The sequence below is a fragment of the Alcanivorax sp. HI0007 genome, from assembly GCF_001635525.1.
Lineage (GTDB): Bacteria > Pseudomonadota > Gammaproteobacteria > Pseudomonadales > Alcanivoracaceae > Alcanivorax.
In genome coordinates, this window is record NZ_LWEJ01000093.1 from 84880 (window position 1) to 104950 (window position 20071).

At 58.3% G+C, this 20071-nt stretch carries 15 protein-coding genes; 12 read left to right on the forward strand and 3 right to left on the reverse strand.

Annotation, left to right across the window (positions count from 1 at the left end; all coding sequences use genetic code 11):
* Positions 1–37: 37 nt before the first annotated feature.
* On the reverse strand, positions 38–1138 hold the full coding sequence (gene dnaN, locus A3714_RS05765) for a DNA polymerase III subunit beta (protein WP_062815085.1): 1101 nt from the start codon (positions 1136–1138) through the stop codon (positions 38–40).
* 85 nt (positions 1139–1223) lie between these two features.
* Positions 1224–2633: a chromosomal replication initiator protein DnaA gene (dnaA, locus tag A3714_RS05770; protein ID WP_062815479.1), complete on the reverse strand. Its 1410-nt coding sequence runs from the start codon at positions 2631–2633 to the stop codon at positions 1224–1226.
* 593 nt (positions 2634–3226) lie between these two features.
* On the opposite strand from dnaA, the gene rpmH reads away from it, so the two are divergent.
* The 8 genes from rpmH (at position 3227) to A3714_RS05810 (ending at position 13024) form a co-directional block, all read left to right on the forward strand.
* Positions 3227–3361 (forward strand): 50S ribosomal protein L34, encoded by a 135-nt coding sequence (rpmH, locus tag A3714_RS05775; RefSeq protein ID WP_011590025.1) that lies wholly within the window; start codon positions 3227–3229, stop codon positions 3359–3361.
* Positions 3362–3399: 38 nt separating this feature from the next.
* Entirely contained in the window at positions 3400–3765 is a 366-nt protein-coding gene (rnpA, locus tag A3714_RS05780; RefSeq protein ID WP_062815084.1) for a ribonuclease P protein component, read from the forward strand.
* A gap of 40 nt (positions 3766–3805) precedes the next feature.
* On the forward strand, positions 3806–5542 hold the full coding sequence (gene yidC / locus A3714_RS05785) for a membrane protein insertase YidC (RefSeq protein WP_063509533.1): 1737 nt from the start codon (positions 3806–3808) through the stop codon (positions 5540–5542).
* 96 nt (positions 5543–5638) lie between these two features.
* Complete coding sequence (gene mnmE, locus A3714_RS05790) at positions 5639–7021, forward strand: tRNA uridine-5-carboxymethylaminomethyl(34) synthesis GTPase MnmE (RefSeq protein ID WP_063509534.1); 1383 nt, start codon at positions 5639–5641, stop codon at positions 7019–7021.
* Between the two features lie 333 nt (positions 7022–7354).
* Positions 7355–8914, forward strand: coding sequence for a hypothetical protein (locus A3714_RS05795; RefSeq protein ID WP_156492975.1), 1560 nt, complete (start codon positions 7355–7357; stop codon positions 8912–8914).
* Positions 8915–8923: 9 nt separating this feature from the next.
* Complete coding sequence (locus tag A3714_RS17700) at positions 8924–10240, forward strand: hypothetical protein (RefSeq protein WP_156492976.1); 1317 nt, start codon at positions 8924–8926, stop codon at positions 10238–10240.
* 26 nt (positions 10241–10266) lie between these two features.
* Positions 10267–10917: a hypothetical protein gene (locus A3714_RS05805; protein ID WP_156492977.1), complete on the forward strand. Its 651-nt coding sequence runs from the start codon at positions 10267–10269 to the stop codon at positions 10915–10917.
* Positions 10907–13024: a DUF6160 family protein gene (locus A3714_RS05810; RefSeq protein ID WP_063509537.1), complete on the forward strand. Its 2118-nt coding sequence runs from the start codon at positions 10907–10909 to the stop codon at positions 13022–13024. The genes A3714_RS05805 and A3714_RS05810 overlap by 11 nt, the downstream gene beginning before the upstream one ends.
* Positions 13025–13036: 12 nt before the next feature.
* On the opposite strand, the gene A3714_RS05815 is transcribed toward A3714_RS05810, so the two are convergent.
* Entirely contained in the window at positions 13037–13897 is an 861-nt protein-coding gene (locus A3714_RS05815) for a GIY-YIG nuclease family protein (RefSeq protein ID WP_197463370.1), read from the reverse strand.
* Positions 13898–13987: 90 nt separating this feature from the next.
* Between A3714_RS05815 and A3714_RS05820 the strand changes: the two genes are divergently transcribed.
* The 4 genes from A3714_RS05820 to A3714_RS05835 all read left to right on the forward strand — a co-directional run.
* Positions 13988–15367 (forward strand): lyase family protein, encoded by a 1380-nt coding sequence (locus tag A3714_RS05820; protein WP_063509544.1) that lies wholly within the window; start codon positions 13988–13990, stop codon positions 15365–15367.
* A gap of 242 nt (positions 15368–15609) precedes the next feature.
* A complete protein-coding gene (locus A3714_RS05825; RefSeq protein WP_063509539.1) occupies positions 15610–17241 on the forward strand; it encodes a fatty acid--CoA ligase in 1632 nt (543 codons plus the stop codon).
* Positions 17242–17609: 368 nt separating this feature from the next.
* Positions 17610–18731: an efflux RND transporter periplasmic adaptor subunit gene (locus A3714_RS05830; protein ID WP_063509540.1), complete on the forward strand. Its 1122-nt coding sequence runs from the start codon at positions 17610–17612 to the stop codon at positions 18729–18731.
* The coding region (locus A3714_RS05835) for an efflux RND transporter permease subunit (RefSeq protein ID WP_197463371.1) at positions 18728–20071 on the forward strand (1344 nt) is incomplete at its 3' end. The genes A3714_RS05830 and A3714_RS05835, both read left to right, overlap by 4 nt.

Here is a 20071-nt window from a genome sequence, read left to right on the forward strand (position 1 = left end):
GCAGCCGGGTTTTTGCAGACCTGGGATCAGCCAGCGATCACAACCGCATGGGCATCACCACATACAGGGCCGCCTTGCTCTCCGGATCCAGCACCAGGGCGCTGCTGTTGCTGTCACCCATTTCCAGTTCTGCCTGGGTGCCGGCCATGGTATTCAGCACATCCAGCAGATAGCTCACATTGAAGCCAATCTCCAGGGGCTGACCATTGAAGTCCACGGACACTTCTTCTTCCGCTTCTTCCTGCTCCGGGTTGTTGGCAACGATGCGCAGGCTGCCCTCAGACAACTGCACCCGCACACCCCGGTATTTCTCGTTGGACAGGATCGCTACCCGGGCCAGGGCCTGACGCAGGGTTTCCCGATCCGCAATGATAGTGCGAGAGCCCTCTTTCGGAATCACCCGGTCGTACTCGGGGAACTTGCCGTCCACCAGCTTGGAGGTAAACGTAATCGCCCCGACCACGATACGGACGTGGTTGCGCCCCACGGTCAGGCGAGCATTTTCACCGGCATCGCCAAGAATACGGGACAGCTCCATCACCCCTTTACGGGGCAGAATCACCGAGGCTTCTTCCACCGGCATATCCAGCTCAGCATCACACAGGGCCAGACGATGGCCATCGGTGGCCACCGCGCGCAGACGCCCTGGCTTCAACTCGAACAGCATGCCATTGAGGTAATAGCGCACGTCCTGCTGGGCCATGGAGAAGGCGGTGCGATCAATCAGACCCCGCAATACCCCCGGCTGAATATCCAGCGTGGAGCCAGCGGCATCTTCTTCCAGATTGGGAAACTCGGAGGCAGGCAGGGTAGAGAGGGTGAAACGGCTGCGACCGGAACGGACCAGCATGCGCTCACCATCCACTTCAAAGCGAATGTCGGCCTCCGCCGGCAGGCTCTTGGCAATATCCACCAGCTTGCGGGCCGGGACTGTGGTTTCACCTGCCTGGTGCTCCCCCTCCAGGGGCAGGCGAGCAACCAGCTCCAGCTCCAGATCGGTGCCGGTCATGGAAAGCTGTCCATCGCCGACTTCCAGCAAGACATTGGACAGCACCGGCAGTGTCTGCCGTTTTTCCACCACTGCGGCCACCTGTTGCAGGGGCTTGAGCAGTTGTTCTCTATTGATTGAGAATTTCATCGCGCTTTCCCGTTCTGGTTATTTGGGCCAGAGGCTCCCGGCCCCTTACTATGCACAGAACCGGCCACCGGGCCGGACTTCCCCATCAGGACGTCAACGTCCGTAACAGGCTCTGATAATCTTCCTCGATTTCCGGATTGGATTCCCGCAGCTGCAAGACCTTGCGACAGGCATGCAGCACGGTGGTGTGATCACGGCCACCAAAATTCTCACCAATCTCCGGCAGGCTGTGGCTGGTCAGCTCCTTGGACAAGGCCATGGCCACTTGCCGGGGTCTCGCCACCGAACGGGTCCGCCGGGGTGAGAGCAGGTCGTTGATCTTGATCTTGTAGTACTCGGCCACCACCCGCTGGATGTTGTCGATACTGATCTGCCGTGCCTGCAGGGCAATCAGATCCTTCAGCGCTTCCTTGATCAGGCCGATATCGATCTGCGCCCCGGTGAACCGCACATGGGCGATCACCCGGCGCAGCGCGCCTTCCAGTTCCCGTACATTAGAACGGATTCGTTGCGCGATAAAGAAGGCCGCGTCATTGGGCAAATCCACCTTGGCTTCTTCCGCCTTCTTTTTCAGGATCGCCACGCGGGTCTCCAGCTCCGGCGGTTCCATGGGCTGGGACAACCCCCACCCGAACCGGCTCTTGAGCCGCTCCTCCAGACCATCCACTTCCTTGGGGAATTTGTCACAGGTGAGGATGATCTGCTGACCATTTTCCAGCAACGCATTAAAGGTATGGAAGAACTCTTCCTGGGACTGCTCCTTACCTGCAAAGAATTGAATATCATCAATCAGCAAGGCGTCCACGGAGCGGTAAAAGCGCTTGAACTCATTAATGGTCTTGTTGCGCAGGGCAGAAATCATGTCTGCCACAAACCGCTCACTGTGCAGGTAGACCACCTTGGCATTGGGGTTGCGCCGCAGCAGCTCATTACCCACCGCGTGCATCAGGTGGGTCTTGCCCAGGCCCACACCGCCATACAACAACAACGGGTTATAGCCATGGCTGGCAGGGTTCTCCGCCACCTGCTGGGCAGCAGCAGCCGCCATGCGGTTGGACTTGCCTTCAACAAAGGTAGAAAAGGTAAAGCCGGTATTGAGATTGCTGCGATGTTTGCGGGCCCCGCCCAGCGCCGTGGGCTGCGGTTTGCTCTCTGCCAGCTCAGGGGTACGCATATGACCGGAAGAGGGCGCAGCCGCGCTGGCAGGGGCCGGAGAGGACGTCTGTGGCGGCGGGGTGGGCATACGGCTGGATCCCACCTCCAGGCGTAACTGGGGCAGCGCACCGCTCTGCAATTCGCCCAGCACCTCACCGATGCGATCCATGTACTTGTCGCGTACCCAGTCCACCACAAACCGGTTGGGTGCAAACAGCGTCAGCTCGGCGCCATCCGCAGATGCAGCCACCTGTAATGGCCGGATCCACATGTTGTACTGCTGTGACGGCAACTCATCCTCGAGTCGGGTCAGGCAGCGTTGCCAGAGCTCTTCAGACACGCACACGCCTTATTATCCTGAACGATACCGCTCTTCTGCCCGCAGGCGCGAAAGAACAAGGAACCCGACCGCGAAAGGACTCACAGTCCAGCGGCACTTCGGGCCCTGAATCGTCTTTATGAACTGAATGAAATTTCGGTCAACGAACCGCAATTTGGCCCGTCATTCTACCCCCTCCAAGCGATAACTATCCACAGGACAGCGGGGATTTTTCTGGCTTTATTTCTGTGGATAAGTAGGGCCATAACCCTGTGCGGGGATACAGGGACAACCCGGTGGACAACAACCGGGATAATTTGTACCCACATTTAATGACAGCTCGTCCCCCGCTCGTCCCCAGTACTTACACACAATGGTACGCAAGTTATCAACGAAGCAACGCATTGATAAATATATACTTTCCTTGCTTATCCACAAAAAGCCGCTTCCCCTATTAAAACTACTACTACTAAAAACATTTAAATATTTAAGTTCTATTAACAGTTCTCTCCAGCCCGCTTTGCACAAGGCTGAAAAGCCGATTGACAGGGGATTTCCCTTTCCCTAGACTTGCCGGCCTTCTAATTGCTGTCTCATTCCATGGGGAAGACACCATGAAACGCACATTTCAGCCCAGCGTACTCAAACGCAAACGTGCCCACGGTTTCCGTGCTCGCATGGCGACCAAAAACGGTCGTAAAATTCTGGCCGCTCGTCGTGCCAAGGGTCGTAAGCGGTTGGCTGCCTGAGCCAACCGTTTTACTCCGCCCTCCTGGCTGAGGTAACAGTGCCGACAACCCAGGCTTTTACCCGCCAGCACAGACTTCTTACCGGAACCCAATATCAGACCGTATTCGACCACCCCAAATGGAAGGTGGGCAATGCGGCGTTTTTGTTGTTGGCGTGTCCGAATCAGCAGCAGTTGCCCCGATTGGGCCTGGTGATTGGCCGCAAGCGCGCAAAGCGGGCGGTTGACCGTGGCTGTGTCAAACGCAGAGCCCGGGAGCAATTCCGTTTACGCCAGCACGAACTGGCAGGACTGGACATTATATTGCTGGTCCGCGGACGCATTGATCACCCGGATCCGGCAGAAGTGACAGACCAGCTTGGCAAGCTCTTTGACAAGCTGCTTGCTAAGTGCGGGCAAGCTTGAGAAACTGCGGCCCGTTTTTCACGCCACAGAATAGCCTGTTATGGAAATCCAGCGCGCCCTAGTGATCACCGGCATTGCCATCGTTTCCTACCTGATGATTCAGGCCTGGCAACAGGATTATGCCAACCCGACCCAGCCAGCCGCCGTTGAAGAGGTTGCGCAGACTGCGCAAGGCAATGACGACGGGCTGGATCTCCCCGAACCTCAGGCCGAGACTGCCGATAGCGGCATTCCTTCTGCTCCCGCAGAACAGGCTCAAGCTCCCGCATCCGAATCCAGCGAGCAGTCCACCCGTCAGGAACGTATCCGTGTCAGCACCGATGTGCTGCGTGTGGAAATCGATCCCAAGGGGGGCGATATCGTCCGCCTGGCGTTGCCGGAGTTCCCTCGCCATGCGGAAACCCCGGATCAGCCCTTTGTGTTGCTCGAGCAGGATGCCAACCGTACCTATGTGGCCCAGAGTGGACTGATTGGCAAGAACGGAACCGATTCCAGTGCGGGCCGTCCGCTGTGGAGTACAGCCGAGCAGAGCTATCAGCTGGATGAGGGCAGCCAGGAACTGAATGTGGATCTGACCCTGCGTCAGGACAATGGCGCCGAGCTGGTCAAACGTTTCACCTTCGAGCGCGGTAGCTACCTGGTTCGCGTCAGCCATATTGTTCGCAACCAGGGGAACAGCGAATGGTCCGGTGCCCTGTATGGCCAGATCAAGCGCGACGGCAGTGATGACCCGGGTCTGGCGAACCATGGCTTTATCCCCATGCCCACCTATTTGGGGGCTGCCTACTGGGATAGCGAGAAGCCCTACAATAAACTCGATTTTGACGACATGGCGGACCAGCCCCTGAACCTGACGGTCGAGGGCGGCTGGTTGGCCATGGTGCAACACTACTTTGTTTCTGCCTGGGTACCGGATGCCCAGCAACGGAATCAATACTCCAGCGTCCATCTGGAAAAGCGAGGCCAGTACCTGCTGCGCTTCGTCTCTCCCACCGTCAAGGTGGCTCCCGGTGAAGAAAAAGTGCTGTACGCCGAGTTTTATGCCGGGCCCAAGCAGCAGGACAAGCTGGAGGCGATCAGCCCCGGTCTCAACATGACCGTGGACTATGGCTGGCTGTGGTTTATTTCCCAGCCCATCTTTGCCCTGCTGGTGTTCCTGCAGAGCGGTGAGGTGTCCGTGTTTGGCATGGATATCGACATCGGTGCCGGTGTGGGGAACTGGGGTGTGGCCATCATCCTGTTGACCTTCATTATCAAGGCAATCTTCTTCAAGCTCAGCGCTACCAGCTATCGCTCCATGGCGAAAATGCGCAAGGTGGCGCCGGAGATGCAGCGCATCAAGGAGCAGAACAAGAACGATCGGCAGAAAGCGCAGATGGAAACCATGAAGTTGTTCCAGCGCGAGAAGATCAACCCGCTGGGCGGCTGTCTGCCCATGCTGGTTCAGATGCCGGTGTTTATTGCCCTGTACTATGTGCTGCTGGAGTCGGTGGAGCTGCGTCAGGCCCCGTTCTTCCTGTGGATCAACGATCTGTCAGTGATGGACCCGTATTTTGTCCTGCCAATCCTGATGGGCGCTTCCATGTTCCTGCAGACCCGCCTCAACCCGACGCCGGCGGACCCCATGCAGGCCCAGGTGATGAAGTGGATGCCGGTGGTGTTCTCCGTCTTCATGTTGTGGTTCCCGGCAGGTCTGGTGCTGTACTGGCTGACCAACAACCTGCTGTCCATTGCCCAGCAGTGGGCGATTACCCGCAAGATCGAAAACGAAGGGTAACAGCCCCGCGCTGCTGTTCTTTATCAACCGGCCGGGATTTCCCGGCCGGTTTTGTTTTATGCTGATGCTCCTTTGCCGGTCTGCCTGAATTAGCCCATGTCGAATACTGCCCAGGATACGATTGTTGCCATTGCCACAGCGCCAGGCCGTGGCGGCGTGGGCGTGGTTCGCCTGTCCGGTCCCGGGGCCAGTGAGATCGCCGGGAAGTTGGTGGGTGATCGCTCACTGACCCCTAGAATGGCGCATTTTGCCCGCTTCAAAGATGCCCAGGGCCAGGTGATCGATGAGGGGCTGGTGATTGCCTTCCCGGCACCCCACTCGTTTACCGGCGAAGACGTGGTCGAGCTGCAGGGCCATGGCGGCCCGGTGATCCTGGATATGCTGGTGGCAGCCTGCATTGCGGCTGGCGCCCGTCAGGCCCGGGCGGGGGAATTTTCCCAGCGGGCCTTCCTCAACGACAAGATGGATCTGACCCAGGCTGAAGCCATCGCCGACCTGATCGATGCGGGCACCAGTGCATCAGCACGAGCCGCCCTGCATTCCCTGCAGGGGGTGTTCTCCGACCAGGTGAATCGCCTGGTGGAGGAGCTCATCGGGTTGCGCATCTATGTGGAAGCCGCCATTGATTTCCCGGAAGAGGAAATCGACTTTCTCTCTGATGGCAAGGTGGCCGGGGATCTCCGTGAGTTACGCGGGCAATGCCTGCGGGTGCTGGAGGAAGCCAATCAGGGCCGCCTGGTTCGTGAGGGCATGACCCTGGTTATCGCCGGCAAACCCAATGCCGGAAAGTCCTCGCTGATGAATGCCCTGGCCGGCTTCGATGCGGCCATCGTTACCGATATCGCCGGTACCACCCGGGATGTGCTGCGCGAATCCATTCAGCTGGATGGCATGCCCCTTAACCTGATTGATACCGCTGGCCTGCGGGACAGCGCCGATGTGGTGGAGCAGGAGGGCATTCGCCGTGCCTATGCGGAAATGAAAAAAGCCGACCGCCTGCTGGTCATGGTGGATTCCCGGGAGGGAGATGTTAATCCACAAGATATCCATAGCTTGCTACCACAGAGCCAGCAGCAACTGGAAAATCTGGATCTGCCGGTGACGGTGGTGCTGAACAAGGCAGACCTGTCCGGCATCCCGACCGGGCCCCGGGATGACGGTAGCTTCGTGATCTCAGCTACCACCGGTGACGGCTTGCCGGAACTGCGGGAGCACCTGAAAGCCGTCGCCGGATTTAAAGGAACGGGGCAGGGTGAAGGGCAAAGCCGCTTTTCCGCCCGTCGCCGCCACATCACGGCCCTGCAACAGGCTCTCGCCGCCCTGGACAATGGCGAGCAGCAATTGCACGATCATGCCGCTGGCGAGCTGCTGGCGGAAGACCTGCGCGCTGCCCAGAAAGCCCTGGAAGAAATCACCGGTGCCTTTACCGCGGATGATTTGCTGGGGCGTATCTTTTCCTCCTTCTGTATTGGTAAATAAGAAAGAGCCATAGCCGCCGTGGATTCAGGGCGGAGCACTCTCCCGTCCGCAATAGTTACCCACAACCTTCCCGGTTGGCCAAATATCCCCAATTTCTGACCAAACCGCTCATCACAGAAATAAGTGGCGAAGCCCTTTCAAATCAAAAGCCTATCTGCCAGGTAAACATATTGTTTCTTTTTGAGCATTGAGTTGCATAGTTATTGCGCTAGGTTTGTTTGTGACCGGGTGGTCACAAAAGTGAACGGTTTTACATAAAACAATAACAAACGCAATGAGGTGAGCATGCTCACCAGACCCAAATACAGACACTGCATCAGGTTATTCCGTGTTTTGCTGGTTGTCCTCGCGGCTGGCCCCATGGTGGGTAAGGCTGCACTGGAATCCCTGGATGAAGAAAGCCTGTCTCAGGTGACCGGCACGGGCCTGGCTATCGGCTTCGAGGATTTTCGCTGGTTGATCAAGCCCACCAGTTATTTCGAGCAGGTGGGCTCAGATCCGGTAGGTAGCACCACGTTGCAACGCGGAGACCTGCGCTGGTATGGCGTGAACATTTCCGGTGCGGGTACCGGGGGATTTCACTGGGATGAAAGCGGCGGCAATTTCGGCACGTCCTGTGATGCCTCAAGCCTCGGCTGCCCTCGTGGTGGACTGATCAGTGACTTTGCGTCCCATGATAACCCGTACCTGTTACGCGCATTTTCGCCCCGCGGAGTCAGCTACGAAGGCACCGTCCTCAACAGTGATCCCAATAACCCGGACAGCACCATCTATGAATATCTGGCACCCAGTGCCCAGCCGGAATACACCTTTTCCTTTTGGGGAGAACTGGAAGTAGGTCGCTCCGGTAATAATAACAACCTGTCCGTCGGTACCGGGGATTTGCTGAAAACCCAGACCATCATTCGCGGTAATGCGGCCAATTCAGCCTTCCGCCTTTTCCAGTTTACCCAACCGGGTAACGAAACCTTTGCCATCCTTTACCACAGTCGCCTGAAGGGCGACTTCCGGTTTTCTGCAGCACAGCATGATGGTCCGGGCGCCAGCGATGTGGTGGGGCAACCGGTGAGGTTCGATGCCCTCGAAGGTCTGCATTTCAAAAATGTGGATGCCTATGTTCCGCTGGGACAGCTTTACTATCAGGCGCTGACCCTGGATACGGTGCCGTCTCAGGACGGTAATTTCATTCTGGAAATCCCGCGTCTTCCAGATGTCCCTACCCATACAGCGGTTCATGATCATTTCTACTCGCTGGCAGTACCGGACAGTGCGGATGCCGGCTATATCACTGCCCGGGCAGCGTTATTGAGCAACACCCCTGGCGCAACGCCTTCTCATGCGGTGGATGATTCCTACTTTGTTACCCATGGCTACTCACGTTGGGGGGACTGGTATCCCTGTCGTGGGGTTGGCTGTCCAGCGGTATCGACAACGGTTTCTCCAAATCGCAATGCCTACAACGATACCAGTGACGGCATCTTCTTTCGCAAGTGTGAAAGCTGCGATGACTTTGATGCGTTCGCTTACATGATCACGGCGGTGGATGTTCGGCCAGGACAGGATCAGTACTCCTGCCCGGGGGGAAGCAACTGTGGTGATTATGCCCCTCGTGGAGGCTCCGGAGGTGTTGCGGATCGCTATTATCGTCAGGCAGTTAATTGTACCGCTAATAGCGGGAGTGATTACCAATGTGGCTATGGAGGCAGCTACAACATCAGTGCCGGGTCTGATTACACCACGGTGAACAAGATGAACCCATCAACGTTATTGGGAGTTCCCGGTACCAACACTCTCCCCGTTATTCGTACAGGCGCTGCAAACCTTGGAGATGCCAGAGCAGAAGGTTTACAGGTGAATTACATGAAATTTACCAGCTATGGCGCAGGGGATTAGAGAATTTTTATGGAAAATAAAACAAAAAAAATTCCGTCAGTAAAAATATCAGCTGCGCTTATATTGTTCTGGTTTTCATCTTCCTACGCGTTCAATGCTGGAGGTATGAGTCCTCTTGATGAGGATCAGATGAGAGCTGTTACGGGTCAGGGACTGATCGTTTCCGACAAAATATCAGGCAGCGCATTGTCGAATCCCAACCCCTATTCCACACCCTTTGAATTCTATCGAATTGGTCTGGACGGAGAGCTTCAGTTAAATCTTAACGTTTCAAAATTACAGCTCGGCTGTGGCGGCATTAACGATCATCTTTCCGGTCACGCAGGTTGTGATATTGATATTGATTACCTGAGCCTGATGGGAAGAAACGGCACGGATATCGGCGATCCTGTAAGCCCCTTTACACTGGACAGGCCGTATATCGAGTTCGCGGTTAAGAATGACGACTCAACCACATTACGTGAGATTGCCGGTATAAAAATTGGCGCGCAATCCGCAGATGGTGCTATCAGTGCGGGGCGCCGGTATTACACGAACAATGCGGTGAATCAGGAAAACACAGCGTTTGCCACTACCTGTAATACCGGTGCCGTAACAGGCTCTGGCGTTGTGGGGTGCCATTCGGGGATAAACAGTGTCAGCGGATTTCTGGGTTCTGAACTATCACTGACCATGGATATTGAGGCCCGGTTGCTGAGTATTTTTACAATAAGAGCAACAGGGTGTACGGGAAGGACCAGCATAGGACATGATGACTGTGGCAATAATATTTCTGATGCACTCTTTGTTGATATTGCCGGCACAAGAATGCAGACGCTTGGCCTGCAAGCTGCAGAACTGAAAACCAACAACCTTGAGTTCCTGGGGGGAAGTTGTGGTTTTTTTAACCCCCTTGCCTGTGCCGCTGAGGCAGTAATGGATACGGTTTTCGCCAGCCTCAATACCGATCTTCGTAACGTTCATAAACTGACATTTGAAGATACCTCAGATTTCTTTCTTTCCTTCCAGAGAGAGCCCATTGCATACCCCCGTTACAGCAAACTGACGCCGACGGAAGAGTTGCCTCCTGGCGCTTTTGATATCTGTGCCACCAGTAATGCTACCCCCCGTTGCTCAAGCAGCTATGCGGTGCCGGCGAATACCGGATGGTGGCTCAACGCGCCTTCGGTGAAGCTGTTGGATGTTTACAACCCCAATGCGGATCTTGGTAACCGCGGCATTGATGAAGCCATTGCATTGCTGGGGGCGCCGGGGTTGCTGCTGGAACACCCCGAGTTTGATCTGGCGCCGAAACAAAACTGCTACGGCAGCACCATGTTCTGCTGAGAGAGGGAAATATGTCTGGATATGGTATGCCATCGAAATACATCCCTTTTATGTTTGTGGCGCTATGGTTGCTGCTAAGCATTATTTATCCTCAGACGGGGAAAACCGATTCCATGGTTCCCCTTAACGACAGTGAGCTTCACTCAGTCATTGGCGGTGATGCCATTCAGCTAACCCTGCGGCTGCGAAATAATGTTGGTGAGGACAATGCACCGGATACTGCGTGTGGCGGCAACCCGGACCCCTGTCGTATTGGGTTGGAGTTTGTCGCCAGGGAAGGAAACTGGCTGGTGTTGAAAGAATTCTATGGCAGCCTTGCCATTGAAGATGTCCGGCTGGAAGGGGCATATCTGAGTAATAGCGGATCCAGCTACCGTGACCTGAGTCGTTTTGAAGATGCTGACGGTAACTGCCTGCTTTCCCCCTGTAACCCTGATGGTCTGGCGGCAATTCAGCTGGATTACCCCTTTGCGAAAGGGCCGGGCGAGTATCAGGACATGAATACCTTTCTCAATATCGGACGCATGGCGGTGGAAGTGGACGATGGCGCTACGCCCGGTTTCATGCTGGATAACAATCCTGGTAGTGCAATGGCATTTCGAATGAGTGATTCGGCGAGCGCCAACGGCGACATGCAGATGCGTTTTGACGGGAGGGCGTTTCTGTATGGTTTCTGATCGCCGGCCCCTGTTGATCCTGGCGGTATTGCCACTGTCCGCTGCGGTCACTGCCATGACGCCTCTTGATGACAGTGGTCTGGCTGATATCCGCGGTCAGGACGGTCTCACCGTCAATCTGGAAAGCGGTGGCGCCATTCAGGCCCAACAGCTGAACTGGATAACCGATAGAGGTAACGCACCAGCAGGAACCTGCAGTGGCGGAGTGACGGACCAGCATGCCTGCACGCAACTGAATGGTCTCACCCTGCAGGGCGATGGCAATCCGCTGAGTGCACAACTGCAGCTGGATGTGGGCAGCGATGGCGGCGTTCCGCTACTGGCATTGCAGTATGACTGGCAGCCTTCCTTCTTTACCCTGGACGGGATGACCCTGGAAACCGGGACGAACCCAGCTTATGCGGGCCACTCTTTGGGCCAGGTCGGGTTGTATTCACAAGGCAACCTGACGTTGGTAAACCAGGGGCTCTTTAGCACGAATGGCCAGCATGCGAATCTGGACTTTTCCATGACCGGTGACTGGATATACCGCCAGGGCGGAGCCGGCAGTGCGGAGATGAGCATTGGTAATCTGATCATACAGAACCGGTTTACCAACGGCTCCGCCGGGGGACATGCACCCGCCACGGGCATTATCGGTATCGACAGCAATGGCTTGTTGCTGGAAGCGGATCACACTTATACCGCGCTGGAATTCGACCTGATGTATAAGGCATCGCCGGGAAACTTTGATCGCAGTGGTCGTCAGCCCCTGCTTTACGGTGCCTGGCTCGGTGGGCTGAAAGACGCCCGTGTGCGGGTGTCTGCTGGTGGGCTCGGCTATGGCTATGATGGTACAGCGCCAAATGGCAACTGGGATTATGCCGGAATCAATACCCCCCGCTCAGAAGGCCTGACGATACAGACCCAGTGGGATTACGACACGGATTTTCAGCTTCGCCTGGGCCATGCAGACGGTGACCGTACCCGTATGGAGCTGGTGAACTGGCGCCGTCTCGGCAATGGTTCCGGCCCCATGTTTGCACTGGATGCCATTCTGGATGTGGTGCAGAACAGCACCGGCCCGGCAGGCCTGTGCTTTGGTGGCGGCTTTAGCAGCGGGCAGCCGGATAGCGGTTTGTGTACCAGTGCGGGGGGAGTGTTTCATCCGACCCGGGTCGCCGCCGGTGAATCGGCGTTTGCCGTCCTGCTGCGCAACGGTCATCTGCATGCCTACAGTGAACAGTTGACTGTCACCAACCCCACCAGCGGTTGGTCGGACAGTTATGACTGGGGCGTTGTCCTCACGCTGGGCAAGCTCGATGCCGATATCCTGGCTTATCCGCAAGGGCCCTCCGGCAATGTGGGTCTGCGGACAGACGCTACCGTTATGGTGCAGTCCCCTGGATTCTGGGACGCGGCGAATAGCGCTGATCCGTTGGTGCGCGCGGCGGCGGCGGATAACTGGCAGACCCATTCCCATTTCTTGTTCGCCAACACCGCCAGCGATGTGGCGGTAGGCCTGCTCAATAATGACCTGCTCTGGGAAGCCAGGGACCTGTACCTGACGTTGGGGGACTCCGACCCGGCCTTTCCGGATCTGGCGTCAGGGATCATGCTGCGCACCGATACCCTGTCTCACTACCAGGTACGGGGCCTGCTCGGGGCGGGCAGTCTCAGTGATCTGGGGGGAACCACCGCCAATGTGGCACTGTGGGATTTCAATCTGTCCGCGGACCAGTTTCGTTTCGTGCTCTACCCGGCCACTGCCGATGGTCTGGCAACCCTGGGCTTTGAGGGCTATATGAATCTGGATGGCAATGCATACCTGTCACTGGCCGAAGTATCCAGCCCCCAGTCAGCGTTCCGGCTATCCAATGTCAGCGGCAGTATCGGCTGGCGAAACGGCAACGTGGTGCTGAAATCCGGTGATCAGAACAGTGACGGCTTGCCCAGCCTGACCATTGAAAACGAACTTTTGCTGGGGCAGAGCGCGGACTTCGGCCAGAGCGGCGGCGGCATGCCGCTGGTGGGGCAGGTCAGTTTTGGGGATCAGCAGTACGGTCGCATTGCCATGCCGGGCGGCACCTGGCACAGCGAAATCATTGCCAAGGTGCCACCCCCCTAGGCCTTGGCAGGATCACGACAACACATAGTGTTCCACCCCCTGATCCAGAAAACGGATCAGCACCCGGTAACTGTCCAGATCAAAGCTGGCATCCGCATCCGGGGTAATGGTCATCGGTTCCGGTTTATGTTGCAGGGTGGTGAGATGGCACCATTGATCAACCAGATGGTAGTCGGTTTGTTGCGGGTTCTGCTCACGGATCACCAGCACACCCGGGTAAGGCCAAGCCTGGATATGCTGGTCTTCCAGGGTTTTCTGTAGCCTCTGGTTGTGACTCTCCACGGTTTCCTTGCCGCAACAGGCACCCTGACATCGGCCCAGCTGATGCGCAAAGCAGGCCCCCTTGCCGTTCCCTTCCAGGCCACAGATTCGCGGGCAGAGCCCGGCTTCACGCACCTTGCCATCCAGCATGCCTTTTGCCTGCCGCGGGCTGCGAAACAGACCATAGCTGTCCTGTTGCCAGCCATGATTATCTACCAGCGGCCGGTATAGCACTGGAACAAGAAAACCCTGACGGTTGGTTTGCAGACGCCAGGTATGCAGCTGCCGGTAACGGCGCTGACGACGGTTGAAGATGGGTTGGCGTTGTTTGATTTCCCGGTTTTCCAGCAACAGTGCGCCCAGTTCGCCGGCAGTGACCTGATGCTCGATACGGCGGGTCAGGTGGCACAACCGGGCTTCCTTTTTATCCCGGTGCCGGGCCGCAAAGTGGCTCTTTACCCGTTGTCGCAGATTGATGCTTTTTCCCACATAGAGCAGTTCATCCTGCTCGCCAAAAAAGCGGTAGACGCCCGGCAGGCAGGGCAGGTCGGTGAACAGGGTTGGGTCCACCGGGGAAGAATCGGTATCTGGCAGCATGGCCCTAGTATCCATGGAAAACGCCATGATGTGGTGAAGGGAGGATGGATGATCTGACCTATTTCCCGTGCCATGATGGAGAAAATTCATTGCCAGGAGGCCATCATGAGCGGCCACGATACCGACACCCGTATCGAAACCGATTCCCTGGGCCAGGTGCAGGTGCCCAAAACGGCCCGATGGGGTGCCCAGACCCAGCGGGCAGTGGACAACTTTCCCATCAGCGGTCGTCCGTTGCCGGAGCGGTTTATTCTGGCGGTGGTACGCATCAAACGCTGCGCGGCGGAGGCCAACCTCCGGCTGGAACAGCTGCCAGCGGACAAGCAGGCTGCCATTGTCGGGGCCTGTAATGACTTGCTGGCCGGCCATCATCTGGACCAATTCCCGGTGGATATTTTCCAGACCGGCTCTGGCACCAGCACCAACATGAACGTGAATGAGGTCATTGCGCACCTGTGCGCCGACGCCGGTGTCGAGATTCATCCCAATGATGATGTGAATCTGGGGCAGAGCAGCAACGACACCATTCCCACCGCCATTCATGTGTCGTCGGTACTGGCCGTCACCGAACAATTGCTCCCGGGACTGGAACACCTGATCGCCACGTTGGGGTTGCGTGCCCGGGAAGGCCGGGAGCTGGTGAAGACCGGCCGAACCCATCTGATGGATGCCATGCCGGTGACGGTGGAGCAGGAACTGCAGACCTGGGTGCTGCAATTGCAGGATGCCAGCAGCCGCTTGGCCCGGGCCCGGGATGAAATGCTGGCCATCCCCCAGGGCGGCACGGCGGTGGGCAGCGGCATCAATGCCCACCCGGATTTTGCGGCGGCCTTTGCCAGGCAACTGGCAGAGGAAACCGGACTGGACTTCACGCCAATGCCGCATCCCTTTGTGGCCCAGAGTGCGTTGGATGCACCGCTGAATCTGTCCGCTGCCCTGCGTGGCCTGGCGGTCGTACTGATGAAGATCAGTAATGATCTGCGCTGGATGAATTCGGGCCCCATCCATGGTCTGGGCGAGCTGCAACTGCCGGCCACCCAGCCGGGCTCTTCGATCATGCCCGGCAAGGTGAACCCGGTGATCTGCGAATCGGTGACCATGGTGGCGGCCCAGGTGATGGGGCTGGATCAAGCCAATGCGGTGGCGGCCCAGAGCGGCAACTTCCAGCTCAATGTGATGCTGCCGCTGGTGGCCAGCAACCTGCTGGACATGACCGGCTGGCTGGCCAACAGCTGCCGTAACCTGGCCGACCGGGCCATCACCGGCATGACCTTCAATGAAGACCGTCTGGCGGAAGGGGTGGGCAAGAACCCGATTCTGGTCACGGCCCTCAATCCGGTGATTGGCTACGAGAAGGCAGCGAAGATCGCCAAAGACGCCTTTGCCAGTGGCCGCCCGGTGATCGATGTGGCCGAGGAGCAGTCCGACCTGTCCCGGGACGAACTGGAAAAACTGCTGGACCCGAAAACCCTCACTCGCCCCTGAATGGGAAGGGTGCACTGAGGCGCGGTGCACCCTTCCCACAGCTTTTCGCTCCTCGTGACTCGCTTGTCGCAACTCGTGCTAGACACAGCGTCTACACCGGGTAGTATTTTGTTACCTTTGGCACAGCTGAACGGATGACCCGTGCGGGGGACTGTGTCAGTCTGGAGCGCCTTACATACCCACAGGTATGGGCGCTTTCAGCCCCGCCCTTATCGGCAGAATAACAAGGTAACGGAGCCACTATGAGCAGTAATCTCACTATCCAGCGCACCCCCTCCGCCGTGGAGCCGCCGCTGGTAATCAACCGCATTCTCGAAGCCGGCGTGGGCAAGGCGCCGGAGCAGACCATCACCTACGGTGATCGGGATTTTACCTACCGGGAATTTGAAGAGCGGGTACACCGTCTGGCCGGCGCCCTGGCAGCCCAGGGCATCAAGCCCGGCGACACCGTGGCGGTGATGGACTGGGACACCAACCGTTACCTGGAGGCGTTTTTCGCCATTCCCATGATGGGGGCGGTACTGCACACCGTGAATGTGCGGCTCAGCCCGGAACAGGTGCTCTACACCATCAACCACGCCGAGGATGACGCCATCCTGGTGAACAGCGAATTCCTGCCGATCCTGGAAGCGGTGAAGGACCGCATCGAGCCGGTGAAGACCTACATTCTGCTCGACGACGACGGCGTGAAAAGCAGCGATGCGCTGCCCATCGCCGGTGAGTACGAAGACCTGCTGGCCAAGGCGCCGGCCCGTTATGATTTCCCCGAGCTGGATGAAAACACCCGCGCCACCACCTTTTACACCACCGGTACCACCGGGTTGCCCAAGGGCGTGTACTTCTCCCACCGTCAGCTGGTACTGCATACCTTTGCCGGTCGCAACACCATGTCCGGGATCGGTCAGGGTCGCTTCAACGAAGACGATGTCTACATGCCGATTACCCCCATGTTCCACGTGCATGCCTGGGGCATTCCCTACATGGCCACCCTGATGGGTGTGAAGCAGGTGTACCCGGGTCGCTATGAGCCGGCCAGCTTGCTGAAATTGCTGGTCACCAAGAAGGTCACCTTCTCCCACTGTGTACCCACCATCATCCAGATGCTGTTGCAGGCGGAAGCGGCCAAGAGCATCGACCTGAGTGGCTGGAAAGTGATCATTGGTGGTTCCGCTCTGCCCAAGGCCCTGGCCATGGGCGCGCTGGAGCGCGGCATCGATATCTACACCGGTTACGGCATGAGCGAGACCTGTCCGCTGTTGACCCTGGCACAACTGACCCCGGAACTGGAAAAGGCCGACCTGGAAACCCAGGCGGACTACCGCACCCGCACCGGCCGTCCGGTGGCCATGGTGCAGCTGCGTATCGTCGATGGGGAAATGAACGACGTGCCCCACGATGGCAAGAGCCAGGGGGAAGTAGTGGTTCGCGCGCCCTGGCTGACCCAGGGGTACCTGCACGACACGGAGAAATCCGAGGAACTGTGGGCCGGCGGTTGGCTGCACACCGGGGATGTGGCGGTGATGAGCGAAGACGGCTGGTTGAAGATCGTTGACCGCATCAAGGATGTGATCAAGACCGGTGGCGAATGGGTCTCCTCCATCGACCTGGAAGGCATGATCCTGCAGCATGCGGGCGTGGGTGAGTGTGCCGTGGTCGGCGTACCCGATGAAAAATGGGGCGAGCGCCCGGTGGCCCTGGTGGTCAAGAACGGCGATGCGGATGAGGAAGGCATCAAGGCCCTAATGGCGGATTACGCTGACAAGGGCATCATCAGCCGCTATGGCATTCCCGATCGCGTCATCTTCGTGGATGAGCTGCCGCGCACCTCCGTGGGCAAGCTGGACAAGAAAAAGATGCGCGCTGAAATGGTGTAACGCCTGAAGGCGCGACGCTATTGAAAAGCCCGCCACCCGGCGGGCTTTTTATTGGCTGGTCGCCGAGATCACATCCTTACTGTAGGAGCGTGGCTGGCGGCGCGATTACCTGAGTCTCGAGTTGCGAGAAGCGAGTGACGAAAATCAAAACCGGAACACCGGGAAAGGCAGATTTTCGCTTCTCGCAACTCGTACCTCGCGGTTCTTTCATCACGCCGCCAGCGACGTTCCTGTGGCAACAATCTGCGCTAAAACTGAATTTCCTTCATAATTACCTGTCACTTTAACGCTCCCTCTACAAATTGCTTGCATAATTGGGCGCTAAGCTTCCTTTTCGGTTTGTTGCAAATCATCGTTTGGAGACGTTCATGAAGCGGATTATCGCCGCCCTGATATTGGTGGTGCTGGTAGGTGCTGGCCTGTGGTGGCTCCTCGCACCAGCGCCGGCCCCCATGGGGCAGCGTCCGCCCACGGTGGTCAATCTGGCGCCGAGCATCGAACGTTCCCTGTTTGATCGGGTGGAGGCGGTGGGGACGGCGCGGGCCGCCCAGGCAGTGATGATCCTCACCGAAGTCCCCGGTCGGGTGGCGCAGATCCACTTCCGTCAGGGGCAGAAGGTGGATCAGGGTAAGGTGCTGGTCACCCTGGATGATCGCAATGCCCGCGCCGAGCTGGCGCGCAGCGAGGCGGAATATCAGCGCGCGCTGAACGATTTCCAGCGCGGCCAGAAACTGGTGAAGAGCCGCGCCATCTCCCAGTCTGAAGTGGACACCTTCCGCACCACCCTGGATGGGGCCAAGGCCAGTCGCGACGCCGCCCGGGCGAATCTGAATGACCATACCATCCGCGCGCCCTTCGCCGGTGTGGTGGGCTTGCGACAGGTGGATGCGGGCGGTTACCTGCAAACCGGCGATGCCATCACCACCCTGGATAACCTGGGCTATATCGAAGTGGATTTCCAGGTGCCGGAACGCTATCTGGCACGGCTGGTTTCCGGGCTGCCGGTGCAGGCCCGCAATGAAGCGTTTCCGGATCAGGTGTTCGAAGGCACTATCACCGACCTGGATTCCCGGGTGAGCACGGCGAGTCGCAGCCTGACCGCCCGGGCCCGGCTGGAAAACCCCCAGGACCGGATTCGTCCGGGGCAGTTTCTGCGTGTGTCGGTGCAACTGGCCGAGCGTGATGCGCTGCTGGTACCCGAGCAGTCGATCATTACCCAGGGGGCACAGAGCTATGTGTTCACCGTTACGGGCGACAACACAGCCGAACGCCATCCGGTCACCCTGGGTGGCCGTCGTGATGGCTGGGTGGAAATTACCAGCGGCCTGACCGGCCAGCCGGATGTGGTGGTCAACGGCCATTCCCGGCTGGGTAGCGGTCAGGCGGTGCAGGTGCTGGATAACCCGGAAGCCTTGCTGCCGGGCCAGCGGGCCCTGCTGGAACCCGCCTCGCCGGACGCCGATCAGGCGGACAGCGAGGCCGCTGCATGATTCTTTCCGATATCTCCATCAAGCGACCGGTCTTCGCCACCGTGATCAGCTTGCTGATCGTGGTGTTCGGTATCAGCGCCTTGATGAAACTGTCGGTGCGTGAATACCCGGACATCGATCCGCCGGAAGTGTCCATCTCGGTGGACTACGCCGGCGCCGCCCCGGAAGTGATCGATACCCAGATTATCCAGGTGATCGAAGGGGCCGTGGCCGGGGTGGAAGGGGTGCGCAAGATCGAGTCGCGCAGCCGCCTGGGCTCCGCCCGTACCAGTGTGGAATTCAACCTGGACCGGGATGTGGACGTGGCCGCCAACGACCTGCGCGATGCGGTGTCGCGGGTGCTCAACCGGCTGCCGGAAGAAGCGGAGACTCCGGTGATCGCCAAGTCCGACGCGGATGCCCGGCCCATTATCTGGGTCACCCTGACCAGCAGTACCCTGGCCCCCCAGGAACTCACCGACTTTGCCGAGCGTTCCCTGGTGGACCGTTTTGCGGTGCTGGATGGGGTATCGGAAGTCTTCATCGGCGGGGAACGCCGCTATGCCATGCGCGTCTGGCTGGACCGTCAGAGTATGGCCGCCAACCAGGTGACGGTCACCGATATCGAACAGGCCCTGCGCAGCAACAACGTGGAGTTGCCCGCCGGGCGGCTGGAATCCCAGTCCCGTGCCTTTACCGTGCGGGCCGACAACCGCCTGTCTTCGGTGAACGAATTCGAGGATCTGGTGGTGCGTCGCCAGGGCGATTACCTGCTGCGGGTGGGGGATATGGCCCGGGTGGAACTGGGCGTGGAAAGTGATGACACCGTGCTGCGCGCCAACGGCGAAACCGCCATCGGCCTGGGTATCATCCGCCAGTCCAAGGCCAATACCGTGGCAGTCTCCGACAACGTGCAGGCGGAAATCGAAGCGGTGCGCACCAGCCTGCCAGCGGATATCAGCCTGGATGTGAACTACGACGAATCCCTGTTTATCCGCGCTTCCATCAAGGAAGTACTGGTGACCCTGGGCATTTCCGTGGTGCTGGTGATCGCGGTGATCTTCGCCTTTCTGGGCAACCTGCGGGCCACCCTGATTCCGGCAGTGACCATTCCGGTATCCATCATCGGGGCCTTTATCGGCCTGGGCATCATGGATTTCTCCATCAACGTGCTCACCCTGCTGGCGCTGATCCTGGCCATTGGCCTGGTGGTGGACGATGCCATCGTCATGCTGGAAAACATCCAGCGCCGCATCGATGAGGGGGAAACCCGTCTGGTGGCCGCCTACCAGGGGGCCCGCCAGGTTGCCTTTGCCGTGGTGGCCACCACCCTGACCCTGGTGGCGGTGTTCGTACCGATC